20 protein-coding genes and 1 tRNA gene are annotated in these 26,734 nt (G+C 64.7%); 7 read left to right on the forward strand and 14 right to left on the reverse strand.

The genetic code is table 11. The annotated features are described in order from the left end of the window. Nucleotides 1-322 precede the first annotated feature (322 nt). From clpX to AC066S_RS15040, 4 genes are all read right to left on the reverse strand, one after another. The gene (clpX, locus tag AC066S_RS15025; RefSeq protein WP_018320118.1) at nucleotides 323-1,594 is read right to left on the reverse strand and encodes an ATP-dependent Clp protease ATP-binding subunit ClpX; all 1,272 of its coding nucleotides are present in this window, start codon (nucleotides 1,592-1,594) and stop codon (nucleotides 323-325) included. A gap of 459 nt (nucleotides 1,595-2,053) precedes the next feature. Next, nucleotides 2,054-2,689 carry an ATP-dependent Clp protease proteolytic subunit gene (locus AC066S_RS15030; RefSeq protein WP_126257310.1) on the reverse strand — a complete coding sequence of 212 codons (636 nt, stop codon included), beginning with the start codon at nucleotides 2,687-2,689 and terminating at the stop codon, nucleotides 2,054-2,056. Between the two features lie 282 nt (nucleotides 2,690-2,971). Continuing rightward, nucleotides 2,972-4,333, reverse strand: coding sequence for a trigger factor (tig, locus tag AC066S_RS15035; RefSeq protein ID WP_126257309.1), 1,362 nt, complete (start codon nucleotides 4,331-4,333; stop codon nucleotides 2,972-2,974). Nucleotides 4,334-4,507: 174 nt separating this feature from the next. After that, nucleotides 4,508-4,592: transfer RNA gene (locus AC066S_RS15040), tRNA-Leu, on the reverse strand. A gap of 154 nt (nucleotides 4,593-4,746) precedes the next feature. Here AC066S_RS15040 and AC066S_RS15045 point away from each other — a divergent pair. Further along, nucleotides 4,747-6,051 (forward strand): multicopper oxidase family protein, encoded by a 1,305-nt coding sequence (locus AC066S_RS15045; protein WP_478270060.1) that lies wholly within the window; start codon nucleotides 4,747-4,749, stop codon nucleotides 6,049-6,051. Between the two features lie 4 nt (nucleotides 6,052-6,055). Here AC066S_RS15045 and AC066S_RS15050 read toward each other — a convergent pair whose 3' ends face one another. After that, entirely contained in the window at nucleotides 6,056-7,555 is a 1,500-nt protein-coding gene (locus AC066S_RS15050; RefSeq protein WP_478270061.1) for an NAD(P)H-hydrate dehydratase, read from the reverse strand. A 380-nt stretch (nucleotides 7,556-7,935) separates the two neighbouring features. On the opposite strand from AC066S_RS15050, the gene AC066S_RS15055 reads away from it, so the two are divergent. Together AC066S_RS15055 and glnA are read left to right on the forward strand one after the other, a co-directional pair. Beyond that, on the forward strand, nucleotides 7,936-8,274 hold the full coding sequence (locus AC066S_RS15055; RefSeq protein WP_007603495.1) for a P-II family nitrogen regulator: 339 nt from the start codon (nucleotides 7,936-7,938) through the stop codon (nucleotides 8,272-8,274). A 151-nt stretch (nucleotides 8,275-8,425) separates the two neighbouring features. Then, a complete protein-coding gene (gene glnA / locus AC066S_RS15060) occupies nucleotides 8,426-9,835 on the forward strand; it encodes a type I glutamate--ammonia ligase (RefSeq protein WP_126257306.1) in 1,410 nt (469 codons plus the stop codon). 78 nt (nucleotides 9,836-9,913) lie between these two features. Here glnA and AC066S_RS15065 read toward each other — a convergent pair whose 3' ends face one another. From AC066S_RS15065 to AC066S_RS15080, 4 genes are all read right to left on the reverse strand, one after another. Next, nucleotides 9,914-11,053 (reverse strand): asparaginase, encoded by a 1,140-nt coding sequence (locus AC066S_RS15065; protein WP_135169991.1) that lies wholly within the window; start codon nucleotides 11,051-11,053, stop codon nucleotides 9,914-9,916. A 322-nt stretch (nucleotides 11,054-11,375) separates the two neighbouring features. Then, nucleotides 11,376-12,980, reverse strand: coding sequence for a TRAP transporter large permease (locus tag AC066S_RS15070; protein ID WP_478270062.1), 1,605 nt, complete (start codon nucleotides 12,978-12,980; stop codon nucleotides 11,376-11,378). Beyond that, nucleotides 12,977-13,516 (reverse strand): TRAP transporter small permease subunit, encoded by a 540-nt coding sequence (locus AC066S_RS15075; RefSeq protein WP_135169989.1) that lies wholly within the window; start codon nucleotides 13,514-13,516, stop codon nucleotides 12,977-12,979. The genes AC066S_RS15070 and AC066S_RS15075 overlap by 4 nt, the downstream gene beginning before the upstream one ends. Nucleotides 13,517-13,814: 298 nt before the next feature. Then, entirely contained in the window at nucleotides 13,815-14,051 is a 237-nt protein-coding gene (locus AC066S_RS15080) for a hypothetical protein (protein WP_126258283.1), read from the reverse strand. 1,149 nt (nucleotides 14,052-15,200) lie between these two features. Here AC066S_RS15080 and AC066S_RS15085 point away from each other — a divergent pair. From AC066S_RS15085 to AC066S_RS15100, 4 genes are all read left to right on the forward strand, one after another. Beyond that, on the forward strand, nucleotides 15,201-18,446 hold the full coding sequence (locus AC066S_RS15085; RefSeq protein WP_478270063.1) for an autotransporter domain-containing protein: 3,246 nt from the start codon (nucleotides 15,201-15,203) through the stop codon (nucleotides 18,444-18,446). A gap of 206 nt (nucleotides 18,447-18,652) precedes the next feature. Further along, nucleotides 18,653-19,993, forward strand: a complete 1,341-nt coding sequence (locus AC066S_RS15090; RefSeq protein WP_478270064.1) for a caspase family protein — start codon at nucleotides 18,653-18,655, stop codon at nucleotides 19,991-19,993. 28 nt (nucleotides 19,994-20,021) lie between these two features. Beyond that, nucleotides 20,022-20,522: a hypothetical protein gene (locus AC066S_RS15095; RefSeq protein WP_478270065.1), complete on the forward strand. Its 501-nt coding sequence runs from the start codon at nucleotides 20,022-20,024 to the stop codon at nucleotides 20,520-20,522. A gap of 152 nt (nucleotides 20,523-20,674) precedes the next feature. Beyond that, on the forward strand, nucleotides 20,675-21,889 hold the full coding sequence (locus AC066S_RS15100) for a hypothetical protein (RefSeq protein WP_478270066.1): 1,215 nt from the start codon (nucleotides 20,675-20,677) through the stop codon (nucleotides 21,887-21,889). Here AC066S_RS15100 and gmk read toward each other — a convergent pair. The 5 genes from gmk to AC066S_RS15125 form a co-directional block, all read right to left on the reverse strand. Further along, nucleotides 21,822-22,481, reverse strand: coding sequence for a guanylate kinase (gene gmk, locus AC066S_RS15105; RefSeq protein WP_478270067.1), 660 nt, complete (start codon nucleotides 22,479-22,481; stop codon nucleotides 21,822-21,824). The genes AC066S_RS15100 and gmk overlap by 68 nt on opposite strands. Before the next feature lie 3 nt (nucleotides 22,482-22,484). Further along, complete coding sequence (locus AC066S_RS15110; protein WP_126258278.1) at nucleotides 22,485-23,372, reverse strand: YicC/YloC family endoribonuclease; 888 nt, start codon at nucleotides 23,370-23,372, stop codon at nucleotides 22,485-22,487. A gap of 113 nt (nucleotides 23,373-23,485) precedes the next feature. Next, a complete protein-coding gene (gene mltG, locus AC066S_RS15115) occupies nucleotides 23,486-24,760 on the reverse strand; it encodes an endolytic transglycosylase MltG (RefSeq protein ID WP_478270068.1) in 1,275 nt (424 codons plus the stop codon). Between the two features lie 123 nt (nucleotides 24,761-24,883). Continuing rightward, a complete protein-coding gene (gene fabF, locus AC066S_RS15120; protein ID WP_478270069.1) occupies nucleotides 24,884-26,149 on the reverse strand; it encodes a beta-ketoacyl-ACP synthase II in 1,266 nt (421 codons plus the stop codon). Nucleotides 26,150-26,257: 108 nt separating this feature from the next. Next, on the reverse strand, nucleotides 26,258-26,497 hold the full coding sequence (locus AC066S_RS15125; RefSeq protein ID WP_008551805.1) for an acyl carrier protein: 240 nt from the start codon (nucleotides 26,495-26,497) through the stop codon (nucleotides 26,258-26,260). Nucleotides 26,498-26,734 lie beyond the last annotated feature (237 nt).

Raw genomic sequence — 26,734 nt, forward strand, 5'->3', positions numbered from 1 at the left:
CCTTTTCCTTTTGCTTTGCCCCCTTGCACGCAGCCCGCCATGCTCATGCGCAACCGCCACAAGGTGCCGAGGTGATCCGCAAGGCCGGTCGGTCCTCTACGAGTTGGACCGGCTCGCCGGATCGGAACTGAGGCGAATCTGGAAGAGAATTCTCGCTCGCCGCCGACATTAGGTGGCTATCGACCCGAGGGGTGTCAAGTCATTGAAAAACGCGCGCCATCAGTCGCTTACGCAACGCGGTAAGCGACGCAACACCGGCTGCGGAGATATTCTTCCGCAGCCCGACTTGAAGGTACGATTGGAGCGTTCCAGCGCCGCCAGATCAGGCGCTGGCGTTCTCGACGGCGCGATCGGACCGATCGGCGTAGATGTAGAGCGGACGCGCCGTGCCTTCCACGACTTCGCGGGAAATCACGACTTCTTCCACACCTTCCAGACCCGGCAGGTCGAACATGGTCTCGAGCAGGATCGCTTCGAGGATCGAACGCAGGCCCCGCGCGCCGGTCTTGCGCTCGATCGCCTTGCGGGCGACCGCGCCAAGCGCCTCGTCGGCGAAGGTCAGCTCGATGTTCTCCATCTCGAACAGCCGCTGGTACTGTTTCACCAGCGCGTTCTTCGGCTCGGTGAGGATCTTCTTCAGCGAGGTCTCGTCGAGGTCCTCGAGCGTTGCCACGACCGGCAGACGGCCGACGAACTCGGGGATGAGGCCGTACTTCAGGAGGTCCTCAGGCTCGACGTGACGGAAGATCTCGCCGGTCCGGCGGTCTTCCGGCGCCATCACCTGGGCGGCGAAACCGATCGAGGTCGACCGTCCGCGCGCCGAGATGATCTTCTCGAGGCCGGCGAACGCGCCACCGCAGATGAACAGGATGTTGGTGGTATCCACCTGCAGGAACTCCTGCTGCGGATGCTTGCGGCCGCCCTGCGGCGGAACCGACGCCACCGTGCCTTCCATGATCTTGAGCAGCGCCTGCTGCACGCCCTCACCCGACACGTCGCGCGTGATCGAGGGATTGTCGGACTTGCGGCTGATCTTGTCGATTTCGTCGATGTAGACGATGCCGCGCTGAGCCCGCTCGACATTGTAGTCGGCGGCCTGGAGCAGCTTCAGGATGATGTTCTCGACGTCCTCACCGACATAGCCGGCCTCGGTCAGCGTCGTCGCATCCGCCATGGTGAACGGCACGTCCAGAATGCGGGCGAGCGTCTGCGCAAGCAGCGTCTTGCCCGAACCGGTCGGACCGATCAGCAGGATGTTCGACTTCGCGAGCTCGACGTCGTTGTGCTTGGTCTGGTGGTTGAGGCGCTTGTAGTGATTGTGCACCGCGACCGACAGGACCTTCTTGGCATGGCTCTGGCCGATCACGTAGTCGTCCAGGACCTTGCAGATTTCCTTCGGCGTCGGAATGCCGTCGCGCGACTTGACCAGCGAGGACTTGTTCTCCTCGCGGATGATGTCCATGCAGAGCTCGACGCATTCGTCGCAGATGAAGACCGTGGGACCCGCGATCAGTTTGCGGACTTCGTGCTGGCTCTTGCCGCAGAACGAGCAATATAGCGTGTTCTTGGAGTCGCTCGTGCCGACCTTACTCATTCATGTCTCCGTCCGCGGTTCGATCCCGTTCCGCTCGATCGCTCCATTCCGACACGTCGGTCGGCATGTAGCTTAAGTAGAGCAAATTCCGTACCAAAAAAGACCCTACGCATTACATCCCGTGCGAATCACGGTCGCTCGATTCTCCGCGATCATAGCCGATCAATCGTAGCCAACCATGCTGTCACCCGACTATCAAGAATTCGCTAATCGGGGGCCGCCGGCTACCCGTGACAATACCGTGATTTCCAGTCTTGGCACGGGCGAAGTGACCGAAATCACCACGGCGTTGCTGGATTGCCACGAAAAACAAGCACGAAAGCGGAACTTTCTGCCTGTCGCAGGTCGGAAAACTGCGTTTTGCAACGCGCGCACGCGACCATAGCGTGAACGTCGCCTGATGGTGACAGGCGATCTTCCCAAGGGGTTGCCGAGGGATCGCCGTCCACCCCAGTAGTGTTACTGGGTCTTCGCCGGCGCGGGTTCCTCAGCGCGCTTTTCGATGACTTTGTCGACCAAGCCGAAGTCCCTCGCGTCGTTGGCGGTGAGGAATTTGTCGCGTTCCAGCGCGTCCTCGATCGTCTTGTAGGTCTGGCCGGTGTGCTTCACGTAGATCTCGTTGAGCCGCTTTTTCAGGTTCAGGATTTCCTGGGCGTGCAGCATGATGTCGGTGGCCTGGCCCTGGAAGCCGCCGGAGGGCTGGTGCACCATGATGCGTGAATTCGGCAGCGAGAAGCGCATGTCCTTCTCGCCGGCGCAGAGCAGCAGCGAGCCCATCGAGGCCGCCTGCCCCGTGCACAGCGTCGAGACCGGCGGACGGATGAACTGCATGGTGTCGTAGATCGCAAGGCCCGACGTCACCACGCCACCCGGCGAGTTGATGTACATCGAGATTTCCTTCTTCGGATTTTCCGCTTCAAGGAACAAGAGCTGTGCGACGATCAGCGTCGACATGCCGTCCTCGACCGGGCCGGTCACGAAGATGATGCGCTCCTTCAGGAGGCGCGAGAAGATGTCGTAGGCGCGCTCGCCACGGTTGGTCTGCTCGACCACCATGGGCACGAGGTTCATGTAGGTTTCAACCGGATCGCGCATGAGTCACCTAGGGTTTTCGGAGACGGCCATCGCCGGGCAAGGCTGCCAGCTTGGCTGGAACTGCCGGACGGGCGAATGGACGTCCTGTGATGCAGGAACTTGGGTAAGAGGTAGAAGGCGTATCGACAGATATAGCCCAATTCGCTCCTGACAAGTGCGGCGCGCATTAAGGCTTAATCTGTCGGGCAGTTGAAGCTGATTCGCACAAAGAGGCCCAGCCGGCCATCTGGCTAGCTGGGCCTCTTCGCTGATCATCCTTAACAGATGGCTCTCTCAAAGCCCTCAGGCCGCGGTCTTTTCCGCCTCGTCGTCCTTGTAGAGGTCCTCGCGCGAGACCTTCTTCTCGGTCACGTTGGCGAGCTCGAGGATGAAGTCGACGACCTTGTCCTCATAGATCGGTGCACGAAGCTGGGCCAACGCCTGGGCGTTGCTGCGGTAATAGTCCCAGACCTCTTTCTCGCGGCCCGGCATCGAGCGCGCGCGCTCGATCACGGCGCGGCCGACCTCGTCATCCGTCACGGTGATCTTGTTCTTCTCGCCGATCTCGGAGAGCACGAGGCCAAGCCGCACGCGGCGGTCGGCGATCTTGCGGTACTCTTCCTGGGCCTTGTCCTCGGTGGTGTCCTCGTCGGCGAAGGTCTTGCCGGCGGAAGCCATCTCGGCCTTGACCGAGTTCCACATCAGATTGAACTCTTCATCGACCAGCGAGGGCGGCGCCTCGAAGCGATGCGCTTCGTCGAGGCGGTCGAGCAAGGCGCGCTTGACGCGCTGGCGCGTCGCGGTCGCGAACTCGGCAACCAGACGCTCGCGCGCGGCTTCCTTCAGCTTGTCCAGCGATTCCAGGCCAAGCGTCTTGGCGAACTCGTCGTCGATCGCAACGTCCTGCGGCGCCTCGATCGAGGTCGCGGTGGTCTCGAACTCGGCCGGCTGGCCGGCGAGCTTGTCGTTCATGTAGTTCTTCGGGAACGACACCTTCAGCGTGCGGGTCTCGCCAGCGCCGATGCCGATCAGCTGCTCCTCGAAGCCCGGAATGAAGGTGTTGGAACCGATCGCGACCTGGATGCCCTCGCCGGTGCCGCCCTCGAAGACTTCGCCGTTGATGGAGCCCTTGAAGTTGATGGTGACGCGGTCGCCGGATTCGGCCTTGGCGCCCTCGGCCTTCGCGGCATAGGTGCGGTTGCTGTCGGCGATGCGCTTGATCGCTTCGTCGACGTCGGCGTCGGTGACTTCGGCGACGGGCTTTTCGACCTGGAAGGTCTTGAAGTCGGCGAGCGCGATCGCCGGCACCACCTCGATCGCGACCGTGTAGGTCAGATCGGTCTTGCCGCTCAGGAGCTCCTCGACCTCGGCCTGCTCGCTCGGCATGGTGATCTTCGGCTCGGTCGCAAGGCGGAAGCCGCGCTCGGAGAACAGCTGCGTGTTGGTGTCGCGGATGGTCTGGTCGATGGTCTCGGCCATCACCGAGCGGCCGTAGACCTTCTTCAGGTGCGAGACCGGCACCTTGCCGGGACGGAAGCCGTTGATGCGGACCTTGTCCTTAAGGTCAACGAGCTTGGCGCCGGCCTTGGCGTCGAGATCAGACGCGGGAACGCTGATCTTGAACTCGTGCTTCAAACCTTCCGAGAGGGTCTCTGTGACCTGCATGGCGTCCAATCTTCTTCTCGTTCGGTCCCGGCGCGCATGCGTCGGGACGCTGTCATTAATCGATCCGGCGCAAGGCAAACGCCTCAACGCCGGTGCTGCATCGGACCGGCTCCCAGCGGACAGACATCCGCGCGAAAGCAGGTCCTCGTAATCCGTGCAAACGCGATAAGCGCTTGGTGCGGGCGGAGGGACTCGAACCCCCACAACTTTCGTCACTGGAACCTAAATCCAGCGCGTCTACCAGTTCCGCCACGCCCGCGTGAAGTTGCATCAAGACCGGCCGCGATGCCGCGGGCGGCCGGGCTTATAGCATGTGCCTGACTGTTCGCAGCAAAAAAATGGTCTGATGGCGGCAGGCTTCAAGTAGGCACGATGGCTGGACTTATCCAGCGCGGCGTGGTCCGGATCGCCCCATGAAACCGCGGATCTTTGACCCCAATCGGCGCGAGGTTCTGGCCGGGCTTGGCGCTTCCGCGGCCGGGGTCCTGGCGGGGGGAGCAACCCCGCCTGTGACCGCCCAGCTTGCCCTTCAGGCAAGGGCGTCAACCCTGTCTCTCAGACCGGGTCAGCCGGCGACACCAATCTGGGAGCTGGCCGCCGTCAGCCATCTCCAGGACGTCCGGCTCAAGCGCGGCGACCGTTGCGAGGTGGTGTTTCGAAACGACCTGCCTGTGCCGCTTGCCCCAGTCTGGTACGGCCTCAATGGCCCCGCTACGGCCGACCCGCTGCGGGGGCGCGCGCCCGCGCCATCGAATGCGGTCGAAACATCAATTGTTTCAATACCTCATGCCGGAACCTTGCTGGCCGACTTCCGCCTGTTCGAGGACAGCCTGAAGCAGCCCGCGCGCCCGCTTCCGATCCTGGCGGCAGAGACCAGCCCGCCCGTCGTCGACCGTGACGAGGTGCTGTTGATCGAGGAATGGCGCCTGCGGCCCGATGGCACCGCTGTCCCGCCGGGCCAGGATCCAAAGGACGCGACGGCGCTCTATACGATCAACGGTCAGACTTCATTCGAACTCTCAGCCCTGGGCCATCAACGGCTGCGGCTGCGCTTTATCAACGGCTCGCAACGTACTGTGCTGGCTATCAAACTGGAAAGCCACGACGTCCGCGTGCTGGCCTTGGACGGGCAGCCCGCCGAGCCGTTCTCGGCGCGCAACGGCGCCCTGGTGCTGGCGCCCGGAGCACGGGCCGACGCCTTCGTGGATGCGGCCGTATCCGCCCGGTTCCTGCTGCATGACGGCACGGCGGCGCACCAGGTCGGCAGCCTCAAGATCTCAGATCAGCTGGCGCGGCGCGTTGCGCTGGCGCCGCCGCAGCCGCTCCCTCCGAACGACCTTCCCGAGAAGCTCGATCTGAGAGGCGCCCTGCGGTTCGATGTCGCGCTCGGCGCGCCCGACGCCGGCTGGGCCCGGCCGGTGAATTTCTCCACGGCCTCCGCACCCGCCTTCCGGGCCAAGACCGGCCGCACCGTCGTGCTTGCCCTGAAGAACCCCGGCTCTGTCACCACCGTGCTCCACCTGCACGGCCACCCCTTCCGCCTGCTCGACAAGCTCGACGACGGCTGGAAGCCCTACTGGCTCGACACGCTGGCGATCGAGCCGGGCCAGACCCAGCGCGTCGCCTTCGCGGCGACCGCGCCCGGCCGCTGGCTGCTCGAATCCGTCGCCACCGACTGGGCCGCGCCGCGGCTGGTGCGCTGGTACGCGGTGGAGTGAGCGCTCAGTATTCGATGCCCAGCGCGGAATAGATCCGCCGGTGCACCGCCGGCAGCGTCTCGGTGAGATCCTCCGCGATCAGTCCCGGCCCGGCTTCGCTTGCCGCCTCGCCATGCATCCAGACGCCGATGCTGGCGGCTTCGAACGCCGGCACGCCCTGCGCCAGCAGCCCTGCGATGATGCCGGACAGCACGTCACCGGCGCCGGCGGTGGCGAGCCAGGGCGGCGCGTTGGCGGCAATGGTGGCGCGGCCGTCGGGGGCGGCGATCGTGCTGTCCGGCCCCTTCAGCAGCACGACGGCGCCGGAACGCTCGGCGGCGGCGCGCACCCGCTCCAGCTTGGAGCGGCCCGGAAATTTGTTGCTGAGATCCGAGAACAGGCGCGGAAACTCGCCTTCGTGCGGCGTCAGCACCACCGCATTGTCCTCAGAGGACTTGATCGATTCGAACAGGCGCTCGGGGGTTGCGGCAAAGCTGGTCAGCGCGTCGGCATCGAGCACCAGACGACGCTGCGCGCTCAGCGCGGTGTGGACGAGATCGCAGGTGCGCTCACCGATGCCCGCGCCGGGACCGATGATGCAGGTGGTGTAGCGCTTGTCGCCGAGCAGCTCGCCGAACTCGACGACGGTGTCGACGGGGCGCACCATCACCGCCGTCAGCGCAGCCGCGTTGATCGCGAGCGCATCGCGCGGGCTCGCCAGCGTCACCAGACCCGCCCCTGCCCGCAGCGCGGCGCGCGCGGCGAGCCGCGCGGCCCCGGTCGCTGCCGCATCGCCGGAGACCGCCAGCACATGCCCGCGCGCGTATTTGTGGCCATCGATGCGCGGCACCGGAAAGGCGGCGCCCCAGAGATCCGGATCGTTCTCGAAGGTCTGCGGCGCGATCTCGTCCAGCACTTGCGCCTCGATGCCGATATCGGCGACGCGCACCCGGCCGCAATGCATCCGGCCCGGCAGCAGCAAATGCGCCGGCTTCTTGCGGAAGAAGGTGATGGTCTCGGTGGCGTTCACCGCAGCACCCATCAATGCCGCGCTGGTGCCGTTGATGCCGCTCGGCAGATCGACCGCGAGCACCGGGGCACCGTTGGCGTTGATCGCCTCGATCATCGCACGCGCCTCACCATCGACGGGGCGGCTGAGACCCGCACCGAACAGCGCATCGATGATCAGCGCAGGTCTTCCGATCGCCTGCGGATTGAACGGGAGCACCGGGTGCTTCCAGCCGCGCGCGGCGGAGGCCGCATCGCCCTGGAGCTGGTCGCGCTCGCACATCGGGATCACCGAGACCTCGCGCCCCTGGGCGGCGAGCTCGGCGGCTGCGACAAAGCCGTCACCGCCATTGTTGCCGGGACCGGCCACGATCAGGATCGGCCCCTCCTCGACCAGCGCCTGGGCGGCCTCGGCGACCGCCTGGCCCGCGCTCAGCATCAGCTTGAAGCCGGGCGTGCCGGCCGCGATGGTGAGCTGGTCGGCGCGCTGCATTTCGGCGTTGGTCAGTACTTCCATGCCACTTCCCTATACAATCGCCTTTTCAACAGGCAGCTTCGGCGCCGCTCCGACGCAGGGAACAACGAACTGCACATATATTGAACCGTTTGCCTATTCCGCAGTCTTCGGTATTTTGTGCAGATTGGCGCCACCACTCAGAGATGCTCGTTAAAAGGCTGATAACGCTCCAATAATCAGGGCATTTGCAACTTGGCATAGACCCTGCTTTCGAGGAAGCCGCTTCGGTTCGTCGTGCTCACTGGCATTTCTCAGGGTGTCGCCGGCCGTTGGTGCCGGACAGGTCAGGGCTTCCGGCATAGCGAAGACAACATCGTGCGTTAGAGAAGCGCATCCTGACGAAGACGTTGCTATTTGATCGAAAGGCCGGGAGGCGCGCAGTGAAGAAAATCGAAGCCATCATCAAGCCATTCAAGCTCGACGAGGTGAAGGAAGCGCTTCAGGAAGTCGGCCTTCAGGGCATCACGGTGACCGAGGCCAAGGGCTTTGGCCGGCAGAAGGGGCACGCCGAGCTCTACCGCGGAGCAGAATACATCGTCGACTTCCTGCCCAAGGTGAAGATCGAGATCGTGATCGGCGACGATCTGGTCGAGCGCGCCATCGACGCGATCCGCCGCGCCGCGCAAACCGGGCGCATCGGCGACGGTAAGATCTTCGTCTCCAACATCGAAGAGGCGATCCGCATCCGAACCGGCGAATCCGGGCTGGACGCTATCTGAGCCGGGTGCTATCCCGCACTTTGCGACACTCCGACTAGAATGAAGGCTGCTTCGGCGGCCTGATTTCGTTTGTGCGGTCGCGCAAAACTCGCCTGAGCGAGAATAATTTTGCTCATCTGGAAACCGACCCGCAGAGCCAAAAGGGGTATGCATGAAGACCGCCAAAGACGTCCTGAAATCGATCAAGGACAACGACGTCAAGTACGTCGACCTGCGCTTCACCGATCCGCGCGGCAAGTGGCAGCATGTGACGTTCGACGTCACCATGATCGATGAAGACATCTTCGCCGAAGGGACGATGTTCGACGGCTCCTCGATCGCCGGCTGGAAGGCGATCAACGAGTCCGACATGTGCCTGATGCCCGATCCGGTTACCGCGACGATCGACCCGTTCTTCGCCGAGACCACCATGGTCATCACCTGCGACGTGCTCGAGCCGACCACCGGCGAGCCCTACAACCGCGACCCCCGCGGCATCGCCAAGAAGGCCGAGGCCATGGTGAAGTCGATGGGCGTGGGCGACAGCGTGTTCGTCGGCCCCGAAGCCGAGTTCTTCGTGTTCGACGACGTGCGCTATTCGGCCGACCCCTACAAGACCGGTTTCCGGCTCGACTCCTCGGAGCTGCCGACCAATTCCGACACCGAATATGAAGGCGGCAATCTCGGCCACCGCATCCGCACCAAGGGCGGCTATTTCCCCGTTCCCCCGCAAGATTCGGTGCAGGACATGCGCTCCGAGATGCTGGGGGCCATGGCCAAGATGGGCGTCAAGGTCGAGAAGCATCACCACGAGGTCGCCTCCGCCCAGCACGAGCTCGGCATGAAGTTCGACACCCTGACGCTGATGGCCGACCACATGCAGATCTACAAGTACTGCATCCATCAGGTCGCGCACATCTACGGCAAGACCGCCACCTTCATGCCGAAGCCGATCTTCGGCGACAACGGCTCGGGCATGCACGTGCACCAGTCGATCTGGAAGGACGGCAAGCCGGTGTTCGCCGGCAACAAGTACGCCGACCTGTCGGAGACCTGCCTGCACTACATCGGCGGCATCATCAAGCACGCCAAGGCGATCAACGCCTTCACCAACCCCTCGACCAACTCCTACAAGCGTCTGGTTCCGGGCTATGAGGCTCCCGTGCTGCTCGCCTATTCCGCGCGCAACCGCTCGGCCTCCTGCCGCATCCCCTACACCGCTTCGCCCAAAGCGAAGCGCGTCGAGGTGCGCTTCCCCGATCCGATGGCCAATCCTTATCTCGGCTTCGCTGCGATGCTGATGGCCGGCCTCGACGGCATCAAGAACAAGATCGATCCGGGTCCGGCGATGGACAAGGACCTCTACGACCTGCCGAAGGAAGAGCTGAAGCAGATCCCGACGGTGTGCGGCAGCCTGCGCGAGGCGCTCGAGAACCTCGACAAGGACCGCGGCTTCCTCAAGGCCGGCGGCGTATTCGACGACGACTTCATCGACGCCTACATCGAACTGAAGATGACCGAGGTCGCCCGCTTCGAAATGACGCCGCACCCGGTCGAGTTCGAAATGTACTATTCGGGCTAAGCGGCCTGAACTGTCTGCGACCAGCAAAAGGCGCCCCGAACGGGGCGCCTTTTCGTTTGGGGACTCGTAGGATGGTCATCACCACGTCGCCGTGAACGCCTTCTGCAGCTCGGCCGGCACCGTCACACCGCTCGCGATCAGCAGCTGGGCGAGAACGCGCGCCTTCTGCGGATTGAGGTCCTCCGAAACGACGAAGCCGTTCTTGTCGTCGTCGACCTCGACGTTCCTCGTGACGAAGCCGGAGCGGACGCGCGTGGAGCGCACGACCATGATGCCCTTCCTGGCCGCGGCTTCGAGCGCATCGAGCGCCGGCTTCGAGGTGTTGCCGTCGCCCACCCCGGCCAGCACGATGCCCTTGGCGCCACGCTTGATGGCGTCCTCGATCGGGACGGCGTCCATGTTGGCGTGCGAGTAGACGATCTCGACGCGCGGCAATTGCTCGCCCGCCGGCAGCGGATAGGTCGCGCGCCTGAAGCTCGCGGCCTGGGTCATGAACCGAATGCCGCCGGCGGTGTCGACATAGCCGACCGGTCCGTCATTGGGCGAGCCGAACGTCTCGACGCTGGTGGTGTTGGTCTTGGTGACCGAGCGCGCGCCCTGAATCTTGTCGTTCAACACGGCCAAAACGCCGCGCCCGCGCGAGCGCGGATCGGCGGCGACCTGCACGGCTTCATAGAGATTGCCGGGGCCGTCGGCGCTCACCGCCGTGGCCGGCCGCATCGAGCCGACGATCACCACCGGCTTGTCGCCGCGCACCACATTGTCGAGAAAGAACGCGGTCTCCTCGAGCGTGTCGGTGCCATGGGTGATGACGACGCCGTCCGCTTCGTTCTTGTCGAAAGCGTCCTGGATGCGACGGGCCAGCGCAAACCAGACCTTGTCGTTCATGTCCTGGGACCCGATCGACGAGATCTGCTCGGCATTCAGCTTCGCCAGCTTGTCCAGGCCCGGGACGGACTGCATCAGCTGCTCGCCCGTGATCTGGCCCGATTTGTACGCGCCCGTCGCACGCGCGTCGGCCTGGCCCGCGATGGTGCCGCCCGTCGCAAGAACGAGTATGCGCGGCAGGCCGCCAGCCGAAGCATCCTTGCCCGGCTCCGCAGCCTGCGCTGCCGCGCCGATGCAGCCAGACCAGAGCACGAAAGCCATCAGAGGAATGGCAAGTGCCGATCGTCGGCCAGGCCGGTGAAGTGCTGATGTGACGGCGTCGCTGGTCATCGAATGTCTCCTGCTGTCCCGGGCAGACAATTCGAAGCCGCGCAATGGGGCCGAAGATGGGCGGCACACGCAGGGCGGGTAGAGTCCTGGCAAGACATCATCTCGCCGGCCGTATCGGGATGCGCCCCGCATCGGACCCGTCAGCTTTCGTTCTGCATCTGACTCCACTTCGTTCTCAAAGAACAAATCAGAGCCGCAAAAATCAGGCCGGACCAATTCCTACTGATTGGTTTATCTCGTCCGAGATTTGGAATGCCGATTGAGTGTAGGGCGCGGTCGGCGCCGGCGGGGCGCGCCTGTCACCCCCCGCGGAGTTATCTCCTCAATTCTTCGGCTGGCCGAAATCGAGCGGCGGCGGCAGCTCGATGTCCGGAATTTCGATCTTGATCTTGTCCAGATCCACCTTCCTGGGGGCGTCCAGCAATCCGGTGACCGTGATCGGGAATGCAATGACGACCGCAACCATAATCGCCTGCAGGCCGATCCAGGGCATCGCGCCCCAATAGATGTCCGAGCTCTTGACCTCCTTCGGCGCCACGCCCCGCAGGTAGAACAAGGCAAAGCCGAAGGGAGGATGCAGGAAGGAGGTCTGCATGTTGACGCAGAGCATGACACCGAACCAGATCAAAGCGGCGTCCGCGCCGACGACCGGCGTCAGCAGCTTCTGCGCGATCGGCGCGATCATCGGAATGATGATGAAGGCGATCTCGAAGAAGTCGAGGAAGAACGCGATGAAGAAGATGAACAGGTTCATGAAGATCAGGAAGCCCCACACGCCTCCCGGCAGCGACGTCAGCATGTGCTCCAGCCAGACACCACCGTTGCAACCGAGAAAGACGATCGAGAAGCAGGTCGATCCGATCAGGATGAACGTCACCATGCAGGTGATGCGCATGGTGGTCTCGTAGCCCTGCTTGACCAGGCTGCGCAGGTCCGGAATCCTGACCGCCTCGATGCAGACCCAGGCGACCGCGAAATAAGCGATCGCGAAGGCGATCTTGAACGCCAGATTCGGCGTGAAGTAGATGCCGATGATGGTGCCGACGCCCGCCGCCGCAACACCGATGAGCAATATCTTGTGTCCGGCCGAGCTGAAATCCTTGTGATGGATGACGGCGAGAACGATCGCGCCGACCGCGCCCATCGCGCCTGCTTCGGTCGGGGTGGCGAGACCGAGCATCATCGTGCCGAGCACGACGAAGATCAGGACGGCGGACGGAATGATGCCCAACAGGCATTTGCGCCAGAGCGCCCAACCCGTGAGCGTCCTTGCTTCCTTCGGCACTGCCGGAACGTGGCCCGGCTTGATCAAGCTCAGGACAAACGTGTAACCGGCGAACAGGGCGATCTGGAGGATCGATGGGCCCCAGGCACCCAGATACATATCGCCAACCGACTTCCCAAGCTGATCCGCGAGCACGATCAGGACCAGCGAGGGCGGCACCAGCTGGGTAATGGTGCCGGAGGCCGCAAGCACGCCGGTGATGTAGCGCATGTTGTAGCCGTAGCGGATCATCACCGGCATCGAGATCAGCGCCATCGCGATCACCTGCGCCGCCACGGTGCCCGTGATGGCACCGAGGATGAAGCCGACGATGATCACGGAATAGCCGAGACCGCCGCGAACGGGCCCGAACAACTGCCCCATCGAATCCAGCATGTCCTCCGCGAGGCCGCATCGTTCGAGGATTGCGCCCATGAACGTGAAGAATGGAATTGCGAGCAGCAGCTCGTTCGCCAGAACGCTACCGTAGATGCGTTCCGGAATCGCCTGGAGGAAGCTGAACCCGAAAAACCCTTCGTGGATCGCAAGAAATCCAAATGAAAGGCCGAGCGCGGCCAGCGTGAAGGCGACCGGATATCCGATCAGCATGGCCAGGATCAGCCCGCCGAACATCAGCGGCGGCATCATCTCAAGCGTGATCATTGGGTCGGCCGCTCGTATTTCGCCTCGATGGTGACTTCACCACGCAAGGCCGCAATGCGTTTGATGGCTTCCGAGACGCCTTGCAGAGCCACCATGAAAAATCCCGACGTCAGCACGAACTTGATCGGCCACCGGAGCAGACCGCCGGCATTGTTGGACATCTCGCCGATTATGATCGAGTTGTAGAACATCGCCCAGGACAGGTAGCTGAGCAGAAGGCACGCCGGGACGAGAAAGACCAAAGTGCCGATCAGGTCGAGCCATAGCTGGCCGCGTTCGGAAAGCATGAGGTAGATGATTTCGACCCGCACATGCTCGTTGCGCTTGAACGTGTAGGACGAGCCGAACATCACGATGACGGCGAACATATACCACTGCGTCTCGAGCCAGCTGTTGGAGCTGTAGCTGAAGGCGTACCGGATCATGGCATTTACAGCGCTGACCAGGCAGGCCGCGAGCACCAGAACGTTGCAGACGTTTCCGATCTTTTCGTTCAGCCAGTCGATAGCTGTGCTTACCGCCAACAATGGGCGCATCGATGTCTTTTCCCCGCTCGCTGAGTGCTATCTCCAAGCGAGCATGACCGTGGCGGCACATCGCCAGCCGTCCACTTCTGCGCGGGAGCTAATCCACCCTCCTGATGCTTCCGCCCGTTCTTGTTGTCGGTTTTCGGCAAGACCTGTTCAGGTCTCACCCTCCGCGTGAAGCAAGGCACATTTACCGCCAGCAAATTCCGGGTCAACAACAAAAATAGACAATCTGCCGCGCTAACGTCTAAGACCAAGTCGCTGTGATCGAGCACCTGTTCTGAGACCTGCGTGCGCGCTCGAACGCCTATCCCTCGACGTCGTACTGCTTGCAGAGGTGATCGCCGATCTGGACGAGCATGGCAACGCACTCGGGGTAGCCCGGCCGATCCGAGGTGGCCCGATCTGCGCTGGCTCGAAACTCCCAGGAATTGCCGTCGCGGAGGATGGAAATTATCATTCCCTCGGGACAGTCGGCGTGGACCTTCAACTCGGCCTTCGCCATGGCGATGAGTTCGCTTTCAGTCTTCACGGGTCTGCTCATGAAGGTCATCCTCCATCTCGGTGTAGAACTTTAGTTGTAACGACCAAGCCCATCAAACAAGTCTTTCCGACAAAACCGTTCCCGGCATTGGGCTAGCGCAATCGGGCCCGATCCGCTCGAATTCCAAGGGAGGATTTTTCCCTTACGAGGCGTCGGGCAAAACACCCTGGTCAAGGCCTCGGCCCAAAAATATTCCACTTTCCCGAATTTCGGATTTGTGGCATACACCGCTCATCCCGGCCCTTGCCAAAGGGGCGCTTCGCGATCGTCACGAGATGCGGGCCGGGTGGCGGTGGACGCGGTAGCGCCGGCGCGAGATGCCTGATGACAGGGCGGGCAACCGTGAGTCGTCAGGCGGCGCGATACGACCCGGCGCGGTCACAGCGGTCTCGTTGATGCCTGCGGGCGAGCACACGCGAGCCTTCAGGTCTTTCGGCGGAGCCGTCCGCGGACGGAGAAGTCGTGTGGTCCTGACGCCCGGGGTCTGTGCGTCAAGTCGTGCGGTGATGCGGCGGCCCGACCGGGCACGCGCATCAGCCATCCGCAAGGCGACGGGGGCAATAGTGCATCGCTCCCCGGGGAGAGCACGAAGGACACCGTTAAAACCATCCGCGCAGGGAAGGCCGGGCGACCGGCATCACCTGTGGTCCACCCCGTGTGCATTTTCACAGCGCACGGACTTGCGGGTGCCGCCGGCGCCCGGCCTTCCCTGCGCCCTTTGGCCTTCAGAGGGCGCAAACGACCAGCAAAGCTCGGGCGAAATGCGCCGCGAGACTGTGAAGGCGTGTCTGCAGTACAAACGCCGATTGAGTGCGATCTACTTGCCCCAGCCCGTCATTGCGAGCACAGCGAAGCAATCCAGAATCCCACCGCAGCGATACGGCAAGAGCGCGCCACGTCTCCATGACCTGGTCAGCCAAATTTCCCGGCGGCTACCGGTGGGAATCATTGACAAGCTCCAGCCCGCAATGATGTGGTTCCATCGCTGAAAGGGGACGCAACCGGGTCACTAGCCGCCCGCATTGCTCGCATCCGTGGAAGGCTGGTTGAGATGTCGTTTGCGACGCTCGGTGCCCGGCCAAGAGGGCACTGGGAATGTCGCAGGGAGCGAGGTCTCCAAGCCAGGGCGTCAAACGCGGTCGGACCGCCATGGCGTCGTTGGCCGCACTAAGACTGTCCCTGGCGACACTGGCATGGACTGTAACGACACAAGCGCAGGCTCAAAGCTGGAACGGCGCCACACCGGATTGGTTCACGGCCGGCAATTGGACGCCCGGTGGCGTCCCGACCAACGCCACCAACGCAACCATCGACACCAGTTCGCCCAACGCCGCCGTCATCTCGTCCGGCAACGCGCAGGCGCAGACCGTTATCATCGGCTTGTCCGCGACCGGAGGCCTGACCATCCAGAACGGGGCGACGCTGTCTGATTCGGTCGGGGCCCTCGGCCGCTTTCTCGGCGCGACCGGTACGGCTACGGTTGATGGCGCAGGCTCGTCCTGGAGCAACTCCGCCGATCTCTCCGTCGGCTATTCCGGCGCCGGCACGCTGACGATCCGGAACGGGGGCGCGGTGGGCAACCAGTCCGGGCATGTCGGCCGCGGTGCCGGCGCGACCGGCACCGCGACGGTCGACGGCGCGGGCTCAACCTGGACCAATCAGATCGCGCTCTATGTCGGCAATTCAGGCACGGGCACGCTGACGATCCAGAACGGCGGCACGGTGAGCAACGGCGCCGACGCGTTCATCGGTGTCAATTCCGGCGCAACCGGCAGCGTGACGGTCGACGGCGCGGGCTCAACCTGGACCGATACCGGCAATCTCTATGTCGGCCAAACCGGCACCGGCGTGCTGACGATCCGGAACGGCGGCGCGGTCAGCAACGGCGCCGACGGACATATCGGCGCCAATTCCGGAGCGACCGGCACGGTGACCGTCACAGGCGCCGGCTCATCCTGGACCAATTTCGGCACAGTCTCGATCGGGGAAGCCGGCAACGGTACGCTGACGATCGCCAGTGGCGGTGCGGTGAGCAACACGACCGCCACGATCGGCGCCAATGCCGGCGCGACCGGCACGGCGACGGTCACCGGCACGGGCTCGTCCTGGACCAATTCCGGCAGTCTCTCGGTCGGTCAGGACGGCACAGGTACGCTGACGATCGCAGGCGGCGGCGCGGTCAGCAACACGGTCGGCGCGATCGCCGCCAATGCCGGTTCGACCGGCAGCGTGACGGTCACCGGTGCCGGTTCGTCCTGGACCAATTCCAGCAATTTCTATGTCGGGCAAAACGGCACCGGCACGCTGACGATCGCGGACGGCGGCGCGGTGAGCAGCTTGATCGGGATCATCGGCGGCGCTTTGGGAACGACGGGCACCGTGACGGTCACCGGCGCCGGATCGTCCTGGACCACCTCATCGTACATTGATGTCGGACTGAACGGCACCGGCGCGCTGACGGTGGCCAATGGCGCCGTCGTCTCGGCATCTTCCGTGACGCTTGGCAATTTGGCCTTTTCGGTGGGAACACTGAACATCGGTGCCGCGTCCGGCCAGACCGCAGTTGCGCCCGGCACGCTGAACACGCCGTTGGTCAGGTTCAGGACCGGCACCGGCTACATCGTGTTCAATCACACGACATCGAACTACACCTTCGCACCCGTCATCTCCGGCAGCTCCGGCACGGTGGCGGTCGAGGCTGGCACCACCATTTTCACCGCCGCCAGCAACTACACCGGCGCAACCACCGTCAATGGCGGCACGCTTGCGGTCAACGGCTCGATCGTGTCGAGCTCGACGGTGAACAGCGGCGGCACGCTATCCGGCAGCGGCACGGTCGGATCGGTAACCGTGAACAGTGGCGGCTCGCTGGCGCCCGGCTTCAGCGGGGCCGGCTCGGTGCTGACCATTTCCGGCAGCCTCGCGATGCAGTCGGGCGCGCTTTATCTCGTGCAGCTCGGATCGGTGACGGCCTCGCGCGCCGACGTCTCGGGCACCGCGACGCTCACCGGCGCGGGCGTGCAGGTGAGACTTGCTCCGGGAAGCACGGTTGCAAAACAGTCCACGATCCTGCACGCGGCCGGCGGCCTCGGCGGCACAACCTTCGCAGGCGCCAGCGCGACGAACTTCGTCGCCAGCCTGAGCTACACGCCGACGGATGTGCTGCTCAATCTCTCGGCCGCCCTCGGTGCCGGCACCGGGCTGAACGTGAACCAGCAGAACGTTGCCGATGTGCTCAACAACGCCTTCAACGGCGGCGGCGCGCTGCCGGCGAATTTCGCCGACGTATTCGGCCTCACTGGCAGCAATCTTCGCACCGCGCTGTCGCAGCTGTCCGGAGAGCCTGCTACCGGCGCGCAGCAGGGTGCATTCCAGTTCACGGGCCAGTTCCTGGACCTGATGCTCGACCCGTCCGCCGGCGGGCGTAACGGCGCCATTGGTGCCGGAAGCCAGGCAATCGGCTTCGCACCTGAGCGCGCGGCCTTGCCGGACGACATCGCCCTCGCCTATGCGAGAGCGACGAAAACGCCGCCAGACAAAGCTCAGCCGGCGTATGGGCCGCGCTGGAGCGTGTGGGGCAGCGGCTTCGGCGGCACAGGCAAGACCAATGGCGACGCGGTCATCGGCAGCCACGACGTCACCGCGCAAGTCGCGGGCGGCGCTGCAGGGCTCGATTATCACCTGACCCGCAACGCAATGGTGGGCTTCGCACTCGCCGGTGGCGGCACCCGATGGGATCTCATGCAAGGGCTCGGCGGCGGCAGGAGCGATGCCTTCCAGAGCGGCGTCTATGCGGCCGTCCGCTCCGGGCCGGCCTATGTCGCGGCCTCACTGGCGGCGGCCAACCACTGGATGTCGACCGACCGCTTCGCCGCCTTCGGCGACCATCTCACTGCCAGCTTCAATGCGCAGAGCTATGGCGGGCGCATTGAAGGCGGCTATCGCTTCGTGACGCCGCTCGTCGCGATCACGCCTTACGCGGCGCTGCAGGCGCAGGGCTTCCGCACACGGGCCTATAGCGAGACCGATCTCACCGGCGGCGGCTTTGGTCTCGCCTACAACGCCCGCAGCGCGACTGACACGCGCGGCGAAGTCGGCGCCCGCTTCGACCGCGCCATGCTGGTTGCACCCGGCACGGCGTTGACGCTGCGCGGCCGCCTCGCCTTCGCGCATGACTGGGTCAGCGATCCCGCGCTGTCAGCGGTGTTCCAGACGCTGCCGACGGCGAGCTTCGTTGTCAACGGCGCGGCGCCCGCGAAAGACACCGCGCTCGTCTCCACCGGCGCCGATCTGCACCTGGCCCGCGGCATCACCCTGTCGGCCAAATTCGACGGCGCCTTCGCCGATCGCACGCAGACCTACACGGGCACCGGCATGCTGCGTTACCGCTGGTAGCCTGGCGGCTCATGGGGTGCTGGGGATTCACACCCATGTCCCGTAAGATGGGTTGATCCCTTGCGAAACCCATCACTCTGCGCAGCAGCGGAAGAACGCCGCAGCGCGTCCGGGACACGAGGGTGAGCTGCGCCCTCCTCCGTTCGCACCGCTTTCCGCCCGCGCACCCAGCTGCTAGACTGGCGCCATTATTTTGGGGAATTTTGATGCGCGCGAGGATTTTCAATCGCGTTCTGGGTCTGGCCGCGCTGGCGCTGCTTGCTGTCGCTGCGGAGCCGGCATCGGCCGAGAAGCGCATCGCGCTGGTGGTCGGCAACTCCGCCTACAGGAACATCACACCGCTCGATAACCCGTCCAAGGATGCGAGCCTGATGGCGGAGACGCTCGGTGCGCTCGGCTTCACGCTGGTCGGCGGACGCGCCCAGCTCGATCTCGACAAGGGTGCGATGGACATCGCGGTGCAGAATTTTGGCCGGCAGGTCCAGGGCGCCGACGTCGCGCTGTTCTATTATGCCGGCCATGGCGTGCAGGTGGCCGGCTCCAACTATCTCGTGCCGGTCGGCGCCAATCCGACGCGCGAGGCCGACGTCGATTTCCAGATGACCGACATCAATCTCGTGCTGCGCCAGATGCAGGGCTCCGGCACCCGCCTCAACCTCGTGATCCTGGACGCCTGCCGCAACAATCCGTTCGGCTCACGCGGCTTGCGATCATCGGATGGCGGACTTGCGCAGATGCGTGCGCCCGAGGGCACGCTGATCTCCTATGCGACCCAGCCCGGCAACGTCGCGCAGGACGGCAGCGACGGTCACAGCCCCTATACTAAGGCGCTGGCGACCACGATCCGCGTCGCGGGCCTCGACGTATTCCAGACCTTCAACCAGGTCGGCCTCGCCGTGAAGCGCGCCACCGCGGGCGCGCAGCAGCCCTGGGTGTCGTCCTCGCCGATCGACGGCACGTTCTACTTCGTGCCGCCCACGCAAGTTGCGCCGCCGCCGATCGCTGCGATGCAACCCGATCCCTCACCTGCCGGACGCTTGCGCGCCGATCCCGACCGCGTCCCCTTGCGCGATGCGGCGCTGCTCAGTGAGCTCAGCGAGCGGCTCTACGAGCTCAATTTCGATCCTGACACGCCCGACGGCCTGACGCGCGCCATCACGAAGCTGCAACAGCGCATCGCCGTGGCGCCGACAGGCGAAGCCACCGAGGGCCTGCTGCTGCGGCTGCGCAAGATGGAGGATCTCAGGCCCTGGGGCTCAATCGTCTACGGGCCCGACAGCAGCAAATGGGGCATCTCGTGGAACCACGCCTCGCGGCGCGCGGCGGTAGCGGACGCCCGCGGCAATTGCGCCGGCGCCAAATGCCCGATCGAGCTTTCGTTCTACGGCAGAAGCTGCGGCGCGTTCGCGATCTCCGACAAGTCCTGGTCGCTGGTCCAGCGCGAGGGCGTGCAGCGCGCCCGGGACGCCGCGCTTGACGAATGCGGCAAGGCTGGCAGAGCTTGCCGCATTATCGGATCCGTCTGCGCGGACGGCTCCGGCCGTTGATCCCTTTTTCATTTTGGATTTTTTGATCATGCTCTATGCCGTCTCCCATCCAACCACCCTCATCGTCCTCCTCACCGCGGCCCTCGCCTCGCCTGCCGCCTTCGCGCAATCCGGCAGCGCCGGGGGATCGATCGGCAATGACGAGAAGTCGCTGTCCGGCTCGCGTTCGGACCGCTCGACGGAGCCCGCGCCCTCGGCGCGGCGAAGCAAGCCGGCCGCCGAGGAGCCGCGCTCGTCGTCGCGTCGCAGCGGCGGCGGAGGTGGCGGCGGCGGTGGCTTTGACGGCGCCTGGGTGGTGACCAGCGTCGGCTGCGGCGGCACCACATCCGGCGCGGTCGTGGTCTCCTCGGGCAAGGTCATCGGCCAGGGCGTTACGGGCACCGTCAGCCCGAGCGGCGCGGTCAGCACGGTCGGTCAAGGCGACGGCGTGACCTTCACCAGCTCCGGACGCCTCGGCGCGCGCGGCGGTTCCGGAACCTGGCGCCGATCCGACGGCTGCGGCGGAACCTGGAGTTCGGCGAAACAATAACGGCGGCAAGACGCCCGATTTTCCGGCGGAACGAACGCCCCGCAGGCCCGATTCAAGCCACATCCTCTCCGGATTTGCGGCTCATTGCCACCCAAGTCTTTGATGACAAAGGGCTGGTTAAGAGTTGCGTCATGCGTAACCGGGAGACCAGGATGGGCAACCGCACCGCAAAATTCGTATCCGCGCTGGTCGGCAGCATTATTGCCGGCCTGCCACTGGCCGCCGTGTCGCAGAACGCGCCGAACGCATCGAGCACCGCCAATGCGGCCGCCGACTGCCTCGCCTCGCCGAAGGGCACCGCGCCACAGGGACAGCACTGGTACTATCGCCTCGACCGCACGACCAAGCGGCAATGCTGGTATTTGCGCGCCGCCGGCGACAAGGACAGCGCGAAGGCCGTGCAGACCGCGCAGGCCACCACGCAAGCCACCGCGGACACGCCACCGGATTCAACAGCGCCGCAACAGACCGTGCAGAACGCGCGTGCCGAATATGTAGGCTCGCGGAGTGGTGCGGCCGCCAAGGCGCCGAACGCAATCACGCCGGCCGCAACAACGCCGGCACAACAACCTGCGGACCAGGTTGACAACAGCGCGCAGCAAGCTCCCGCCGCCACGGCGTGGCCCGATGTCCCAGCGGCGGCCACCGCTCCAGCGCCGCAGCCCGCGCCGACCGCGGTCGCAGCAGCCGCGCAGCCGAGCGCAAAGCCGTCAAAATCCCCGGCTCCGCTCCCGGCCGCCGCAACGGACGGCACGACCGACAAGCCGGCCGGCTCGGTGCAGATGCTGCTGCTGGTGATCGGCGGCGCGCTAGCGCTCGCAGGGATCCTCGCCAGCCTCGTCTACCGCTTCGCCGGCGGAGGCGTCCGCGTCCGGGCCGCCGACCGCCGCAGGCATTGGGACGATACGCCGCAGAACCATGACGGAAGCCGCGCGCCATGGCTCGGTGCGACGCCGGCCGTCGCGCCGCGCACGCAGCCGAGCCCGGTCGACTTCGACGAAGCACGACCGCAGACCGCGCAGCTCGCAGCATTCACCAGGGAGATCTCCGTGATCGCCGCCCAATCCGCCTCCGTCCGCAGCAAGGCCGCAGAGCTCGACAAGGCCGACATCTTCCACGGAGCGTTCGCGATCGAAGCCGCGCCCCGGCTCGCGGCCAAGAAGACCGAGGACAAGAAGCCCGCTGCGCGCGACGAGGTCGATCGCAATGAAGATGTGCAGACCGAGGATGCCGTCGACGTCGACGTGATCACCGCGATGCTGGAACGGCTGGCGAAGCAAGGGCCGCGGTTGCGAGAGCCTAGCCCTGAAGCTGCCCTTGCAAACCTCGCACGAAACCAACGAGGCCAATCCGCCGCTCGCGCTTGAGGCGCTCGGCCTTCAGGATCGACTGCACCTCGCCGAAGGCCTCATCGACATCGTGGTTGATGACGATGTAGTCGTACTCGGCCCAGTGGCTCATCTCGTGGCTGGCGCGGCTCATGCGCTTGCGGATCACCTCGTCGGAATCCTGCGCGCGCGAATGCAGGCGCTTTTCGAGATCGGCCGCTGAGGGCGGCAGGATGAAGACGCGGACGACGTCGGAGCTGGCTTTCTGATGCAGTTGCTGTGTGCCCTGCCAGTCGATGTCGAACAGCACATCCTTTCCGGCAGACAGTGCCGCCTCCACCGGAGCACGCGGCGTGCCGTAGAGATTGTCGAACACGGTGGCCCATTCGAGCAACTCGTCGCCCTTTACCATCGCTTCGAAGCGCGACTTGTCCACGAAAAAGTAATCACGACCCTCGATCTCCCCGGGTCGCTTCGCGCGCGTGGTCGCCGACACCGACATCTTCAGGCCGGGCTCTCGGTCGAGCAACATCCGCGACAGCGTGGTCTTGCCCGCGCCCGAGGGTGAGGACAGCACGAACATCAAGCCGCGCCGCTCGACACCGTCAGTTCCGTGATCGCCCGTCGTCATCGATCACTCCAGATTCTGGACCTGCTCGCGGAACTGCTCGACCACGTTCTTCATGGCCAGTCCCGTATTGGTCAGCTCGATGTCGTTCGACTTCGAGCAGCAGGTGTTGACCTCGCGGTGAAACTCCTGCGCCAGGAAGTCGAGCTTGCGGCCGATCGGGCCGCCCTTGCCGATCAGCTCGCGCGCCTGGGCGATGTGGGATGCGATGCGGTCGAGCTCCTCGCGAATGTCGGCCTTGGTGGCGATCAGGATCGCCTCCTGCATCAGACGGTCGGAATCGAACCGGTCGGAGGTGTCGAGCAGCGCAGCGATCTGCTCGGCGAGCCTCGCCTTGATCGCCTCCGGCTTGCGACCGGGCGAAGCTTCGGCCTTCTTCGCCAGTTGCTCGATCTCGTCCACGCGCTGCGCCAGGATCTGCCCGAGCGACGTGCCCTCGCGCTTGCGCATCGCGACGAGCTCGTCGAGCGCCTTGTCGAAGGCCTCGGCGGCAGCGGCACGCGCGGCCTTGTCCTCCTCCTCGTCACCCTCGGGCTCGGCGACCTCGACGACGCCCTTGATGGCGAGCAGGCCATCGATGCTCGGCGCCACCGCGTCGACCTTGCCGGCGATCATGGCGGCCGCCTTCAGGACGGCGTTGAGCACGTCCTCGTTGACGCGGACCGAGGCGGCGGCGTTGGCGCGCTTGACGTTGAGATTGGCGTAGACGGTGCCGCGCGACAAAAGCTCGCCGGCGCGCTTCTTGGCGTGGGCCTCGAGCTCGTCGAAGCCCTGCGGCAGCCGCACCCTGAGGTCAAAGCCCTTGGCGTTGACGGACTTCAATTCCCACTCGAACGTGTACGGCCCGCTTGCGCCGTGGCATCTCGCAAAGCCGGTCATGGACGACAGCGCCATCAGGTCAGATTCTCCAGAAACACGGGATTCGCGCGGCATCAGGCCACGCGAATCTTAAGACTATCTTGCAGGAATGTGGAATCCGCAAAGTCCGCAGCAGCTGTGCGACGGACCTAGCGCTGGACCACCGGCGGCGACGGCTGCACCGCGCCCTGCCGCGCCGGTGCCGGAGCTGCCGGGCGTGCCGCCGGCGGCTTTTTCTGCTGATTGGGCCGCGCCGGCGTGGTTGCCGTCGGCGTATCGCCGGCCCCGGGCGCAGCGGCGGCGGGCGGCGATGCTTCCTCGGCCGGCTCGACCGTGTCGTTCTGGATCTGCTTTTCCATCGCGCGCAGCTTGGCCACGTTCTTCTGGTGCGCGTCGTAGGTCTCGGTAAAGGCGTGCCCGCCGGTGCCGTCGGCGACGAAATAGAGGTCGCGGGTGCGGGCCGGATTGGCGGCGGCCTCCAGCGAGGCGCGGCCGGGGTTGGAGATCGGCCCCGGCGGCAGGCCCTCGATCACATAGGTGTTGTAGGGCGAGGGCTGCGTGATCTCGCTGCGCTTGATCGGGCGGCCCAGCGTGCCCTTGCCGCCGACCAGGCCGTAGATGATGGTCGGATCGGACTGCAGCTTGATCCGCTGCTTCAGGCGATTGACGAACACAGCGGCGACGCGGCTGCGCTCGTCGGGCTTGCCGGTCTCCTTCTCCACGATCGAAGCCAGCGTCACCAGCTGCTCCGGCGTCTTGACCGGAATGTCCTGATTGCGACGCTCCCAGATCTCGGCGAGCACGCGCTTGTGCGCCTGCTGCATGCGCTGGACCACCTGCTCGCGCGGCGTGCCGCGCGGGAACTTGTAGGTCTCCGGCAGCAGCGTGCCTTCGCGCGGCAGCTCGCGCACGCTGCCGGTGAAGATGTCGTTGTCGGACAGTCGCGCCACGATCTGCTCGGAGGTCAGGCCCTCCGGAATCGTGACGGCATGCTGCACCACCTTGCCCTCGACGATGGTGGCAATGACGTCGCGGAGCGAAGCGTTCTTCTGGAACGAATATTCACCCGGCTTGAGGTCCGAACTCGCCTTCAACGCGGCAACGCTGGCGATGAACACCCAGGGATTGATGTCGGTCACGCCTTCCCGGTTCAGCGTCTCGGCGATATCGCGCTTGCCGGCGCGCTGCGGGATGTTGACGATCTTGTCGTCCTTCAGCGGCCCGGGCGCCTCGAGCACCTGCCGGCCGTAATAATAGACGCCGCCGGCGCCGAGCATGGCGATCAGCAGAAGGGTGATGATGGCGTTGCCGACCACCACGAAGGGATTGCGGGCGCGTTCCGATCGCTTCGGCGGCGGCGGGAGCTGCTCGGGCTCGAGTGCGGCCCGCGGACTCCGCGGCGAAATGGGCGGCCTTTCACTCATAGAAACAACCTGAATCCTACCGGTTCAATAGCGGCCCGACAATCGCTTGCCGGGCCAAATGCACGCCCACTTCCATGACTATCGCCGATTACGGCAAAACGGTGGATTCGTATCAAACGCAAACTAATCGGCCAAACGTCGGACGATCACCGACGCATTGGTACCGCCAAAACCAAACGAGTTCGACAAGGCGACATTGACCTCCCGCTTCTTCGCAATGTGCGGCACGAGGTCGATCGCGGTCTCCACCGACGGATTGTCGAGGTTGATCGTCGGCGGCACGACATTATCGCGAATCGCGAGGATGGCGAAGATCGCTTCGATCGCGCCGGCCGCGCCGAGCAGATGACCGGTCGACGATTTGGTCGAGGACATCGCGACCTTGGAGGCGGCATTGCCGAGCAGACGCTCGACGGCACCGAGCTCGATCTCGTCGCCGAGCGGCGTCGAGGTGCCGTGCGCGTTGATGTAGTCGAGATCGGATGCGGTCAGGCCGGCGCGCTTGAGCGCCGCCGCCATGCTGCGGAAACCGCCCTCGCCGTCGGGCGACGGCGAGGTAATGTGATAGGCATCCCCCGACAGACCGTAGCCGATCACCTCGGCATAGATCTTCGCGCCGCGGCGCCTCGCATGCTCGAGCTCTTCCAGCACCAGGACGCCGGCGCCCTCGCCCATCACGAAGCCGTCGCGGTCCTTGTCGTAGGGACGCGAGGCCCTCGCGGGTGTCTCATTGAAGCCGGTCGAAAGCGCGCGCGCGGCGTTGAAGCCGGCGATACCGATGCGGCTGATCGGCGACTCGGCGCCGCCTGCGACCATCACATCGGCATCACCCAGCGCGATCAGGCGGGCGGCATCGCCGACCGCGTGCGCGCCGGTCGAGCAGGCCGTCACCACCGAATGGTTCGGCCCCTTCAGCCCGTGTGCGATCGAGACGTAGCCGGAGGCGAGATTGATCAGGCGGCCCGGAATGAAGAACGGCGACACCCGGCGCGGTCCGCGCTCCTTCAGGAGAATCGCAGTGTCGGCGATGCCGCTGAGGCCGCCGATGCCGGATCCGATCATGGTTCCGGTCGCGCACTTGTCCTCTTCCGACTCGGGGTGCCAGTTGGCGTCGTCGAGCGCTTGGCCGGCCGCGGCCATGCCGAAGATGATGAAGTCGTCGACCTTGCGCTGGTCCTTCGGCTCCATCCACTTGTCGGGATTGAAGGTGCCGTTGGTGCCGTCGCCGCGTACGACGGTGCAGGCGTATTTTGTCTGAAGATCGGAGACGTCGAAGCTCTCGATCAGGCGCGCGCCGCTTTCGCCGTTGAGGATGCGTTTCCAGGTCGGTTCGACGCCGCAGCCGAGCGGCGACACCATGCCGAGACCAGTAACGACAACCCGCCTCATGTCCGAAAACTCCGCATCGAAAGATTCACGGCCAATAACAAGAAACCGGCTGACCGCTGCGAAGCGGCCCGTCCGGTTTCAATGTTGTCCCCGCGAAAATGAAGAGCGTTAGCTCTTCGCGTTCTTCTCGAGAAACTTCGTGGCATCGCCGACGGTGAGAATCGTTTCCGCGGCGTCGTCCGGAATCTCGCAACCGAATTCCTCTTCGAACGCCATCACCAGCTCGACGGTGTCCAGACTGTCGGCGCCGAGGTCGTCGATGAAGCTCGCGTTGTCGACAACCTTCTCGGGTTCAACACCAAGGTGTTCGACCACGATCTTCTTAACCCGCTCGCCAATGTCACTCATTGCTTAACCTCGTGTTGTTCCCTGTAGACCCGACCCCCCGGGACGATACGAGCCGTCGTGGTCGTGTTACTTGCCTTCGCTTACGAACTTTGATTTGGCCCCATCCTAACCGATACAGGGCCCGGCGAACGACGGCCAAGGCTCCGCATCGCCAATATACAGGGTTTCAAAAACCTGCAATGGCGTTCTTTGCCCATCCGTTGAAGGTCCGGTTATCACACTTCAATTGCCTTGACT

This window comes from Bradyrhizobium sp. CFUWI, from assembly GCF_056429085.1.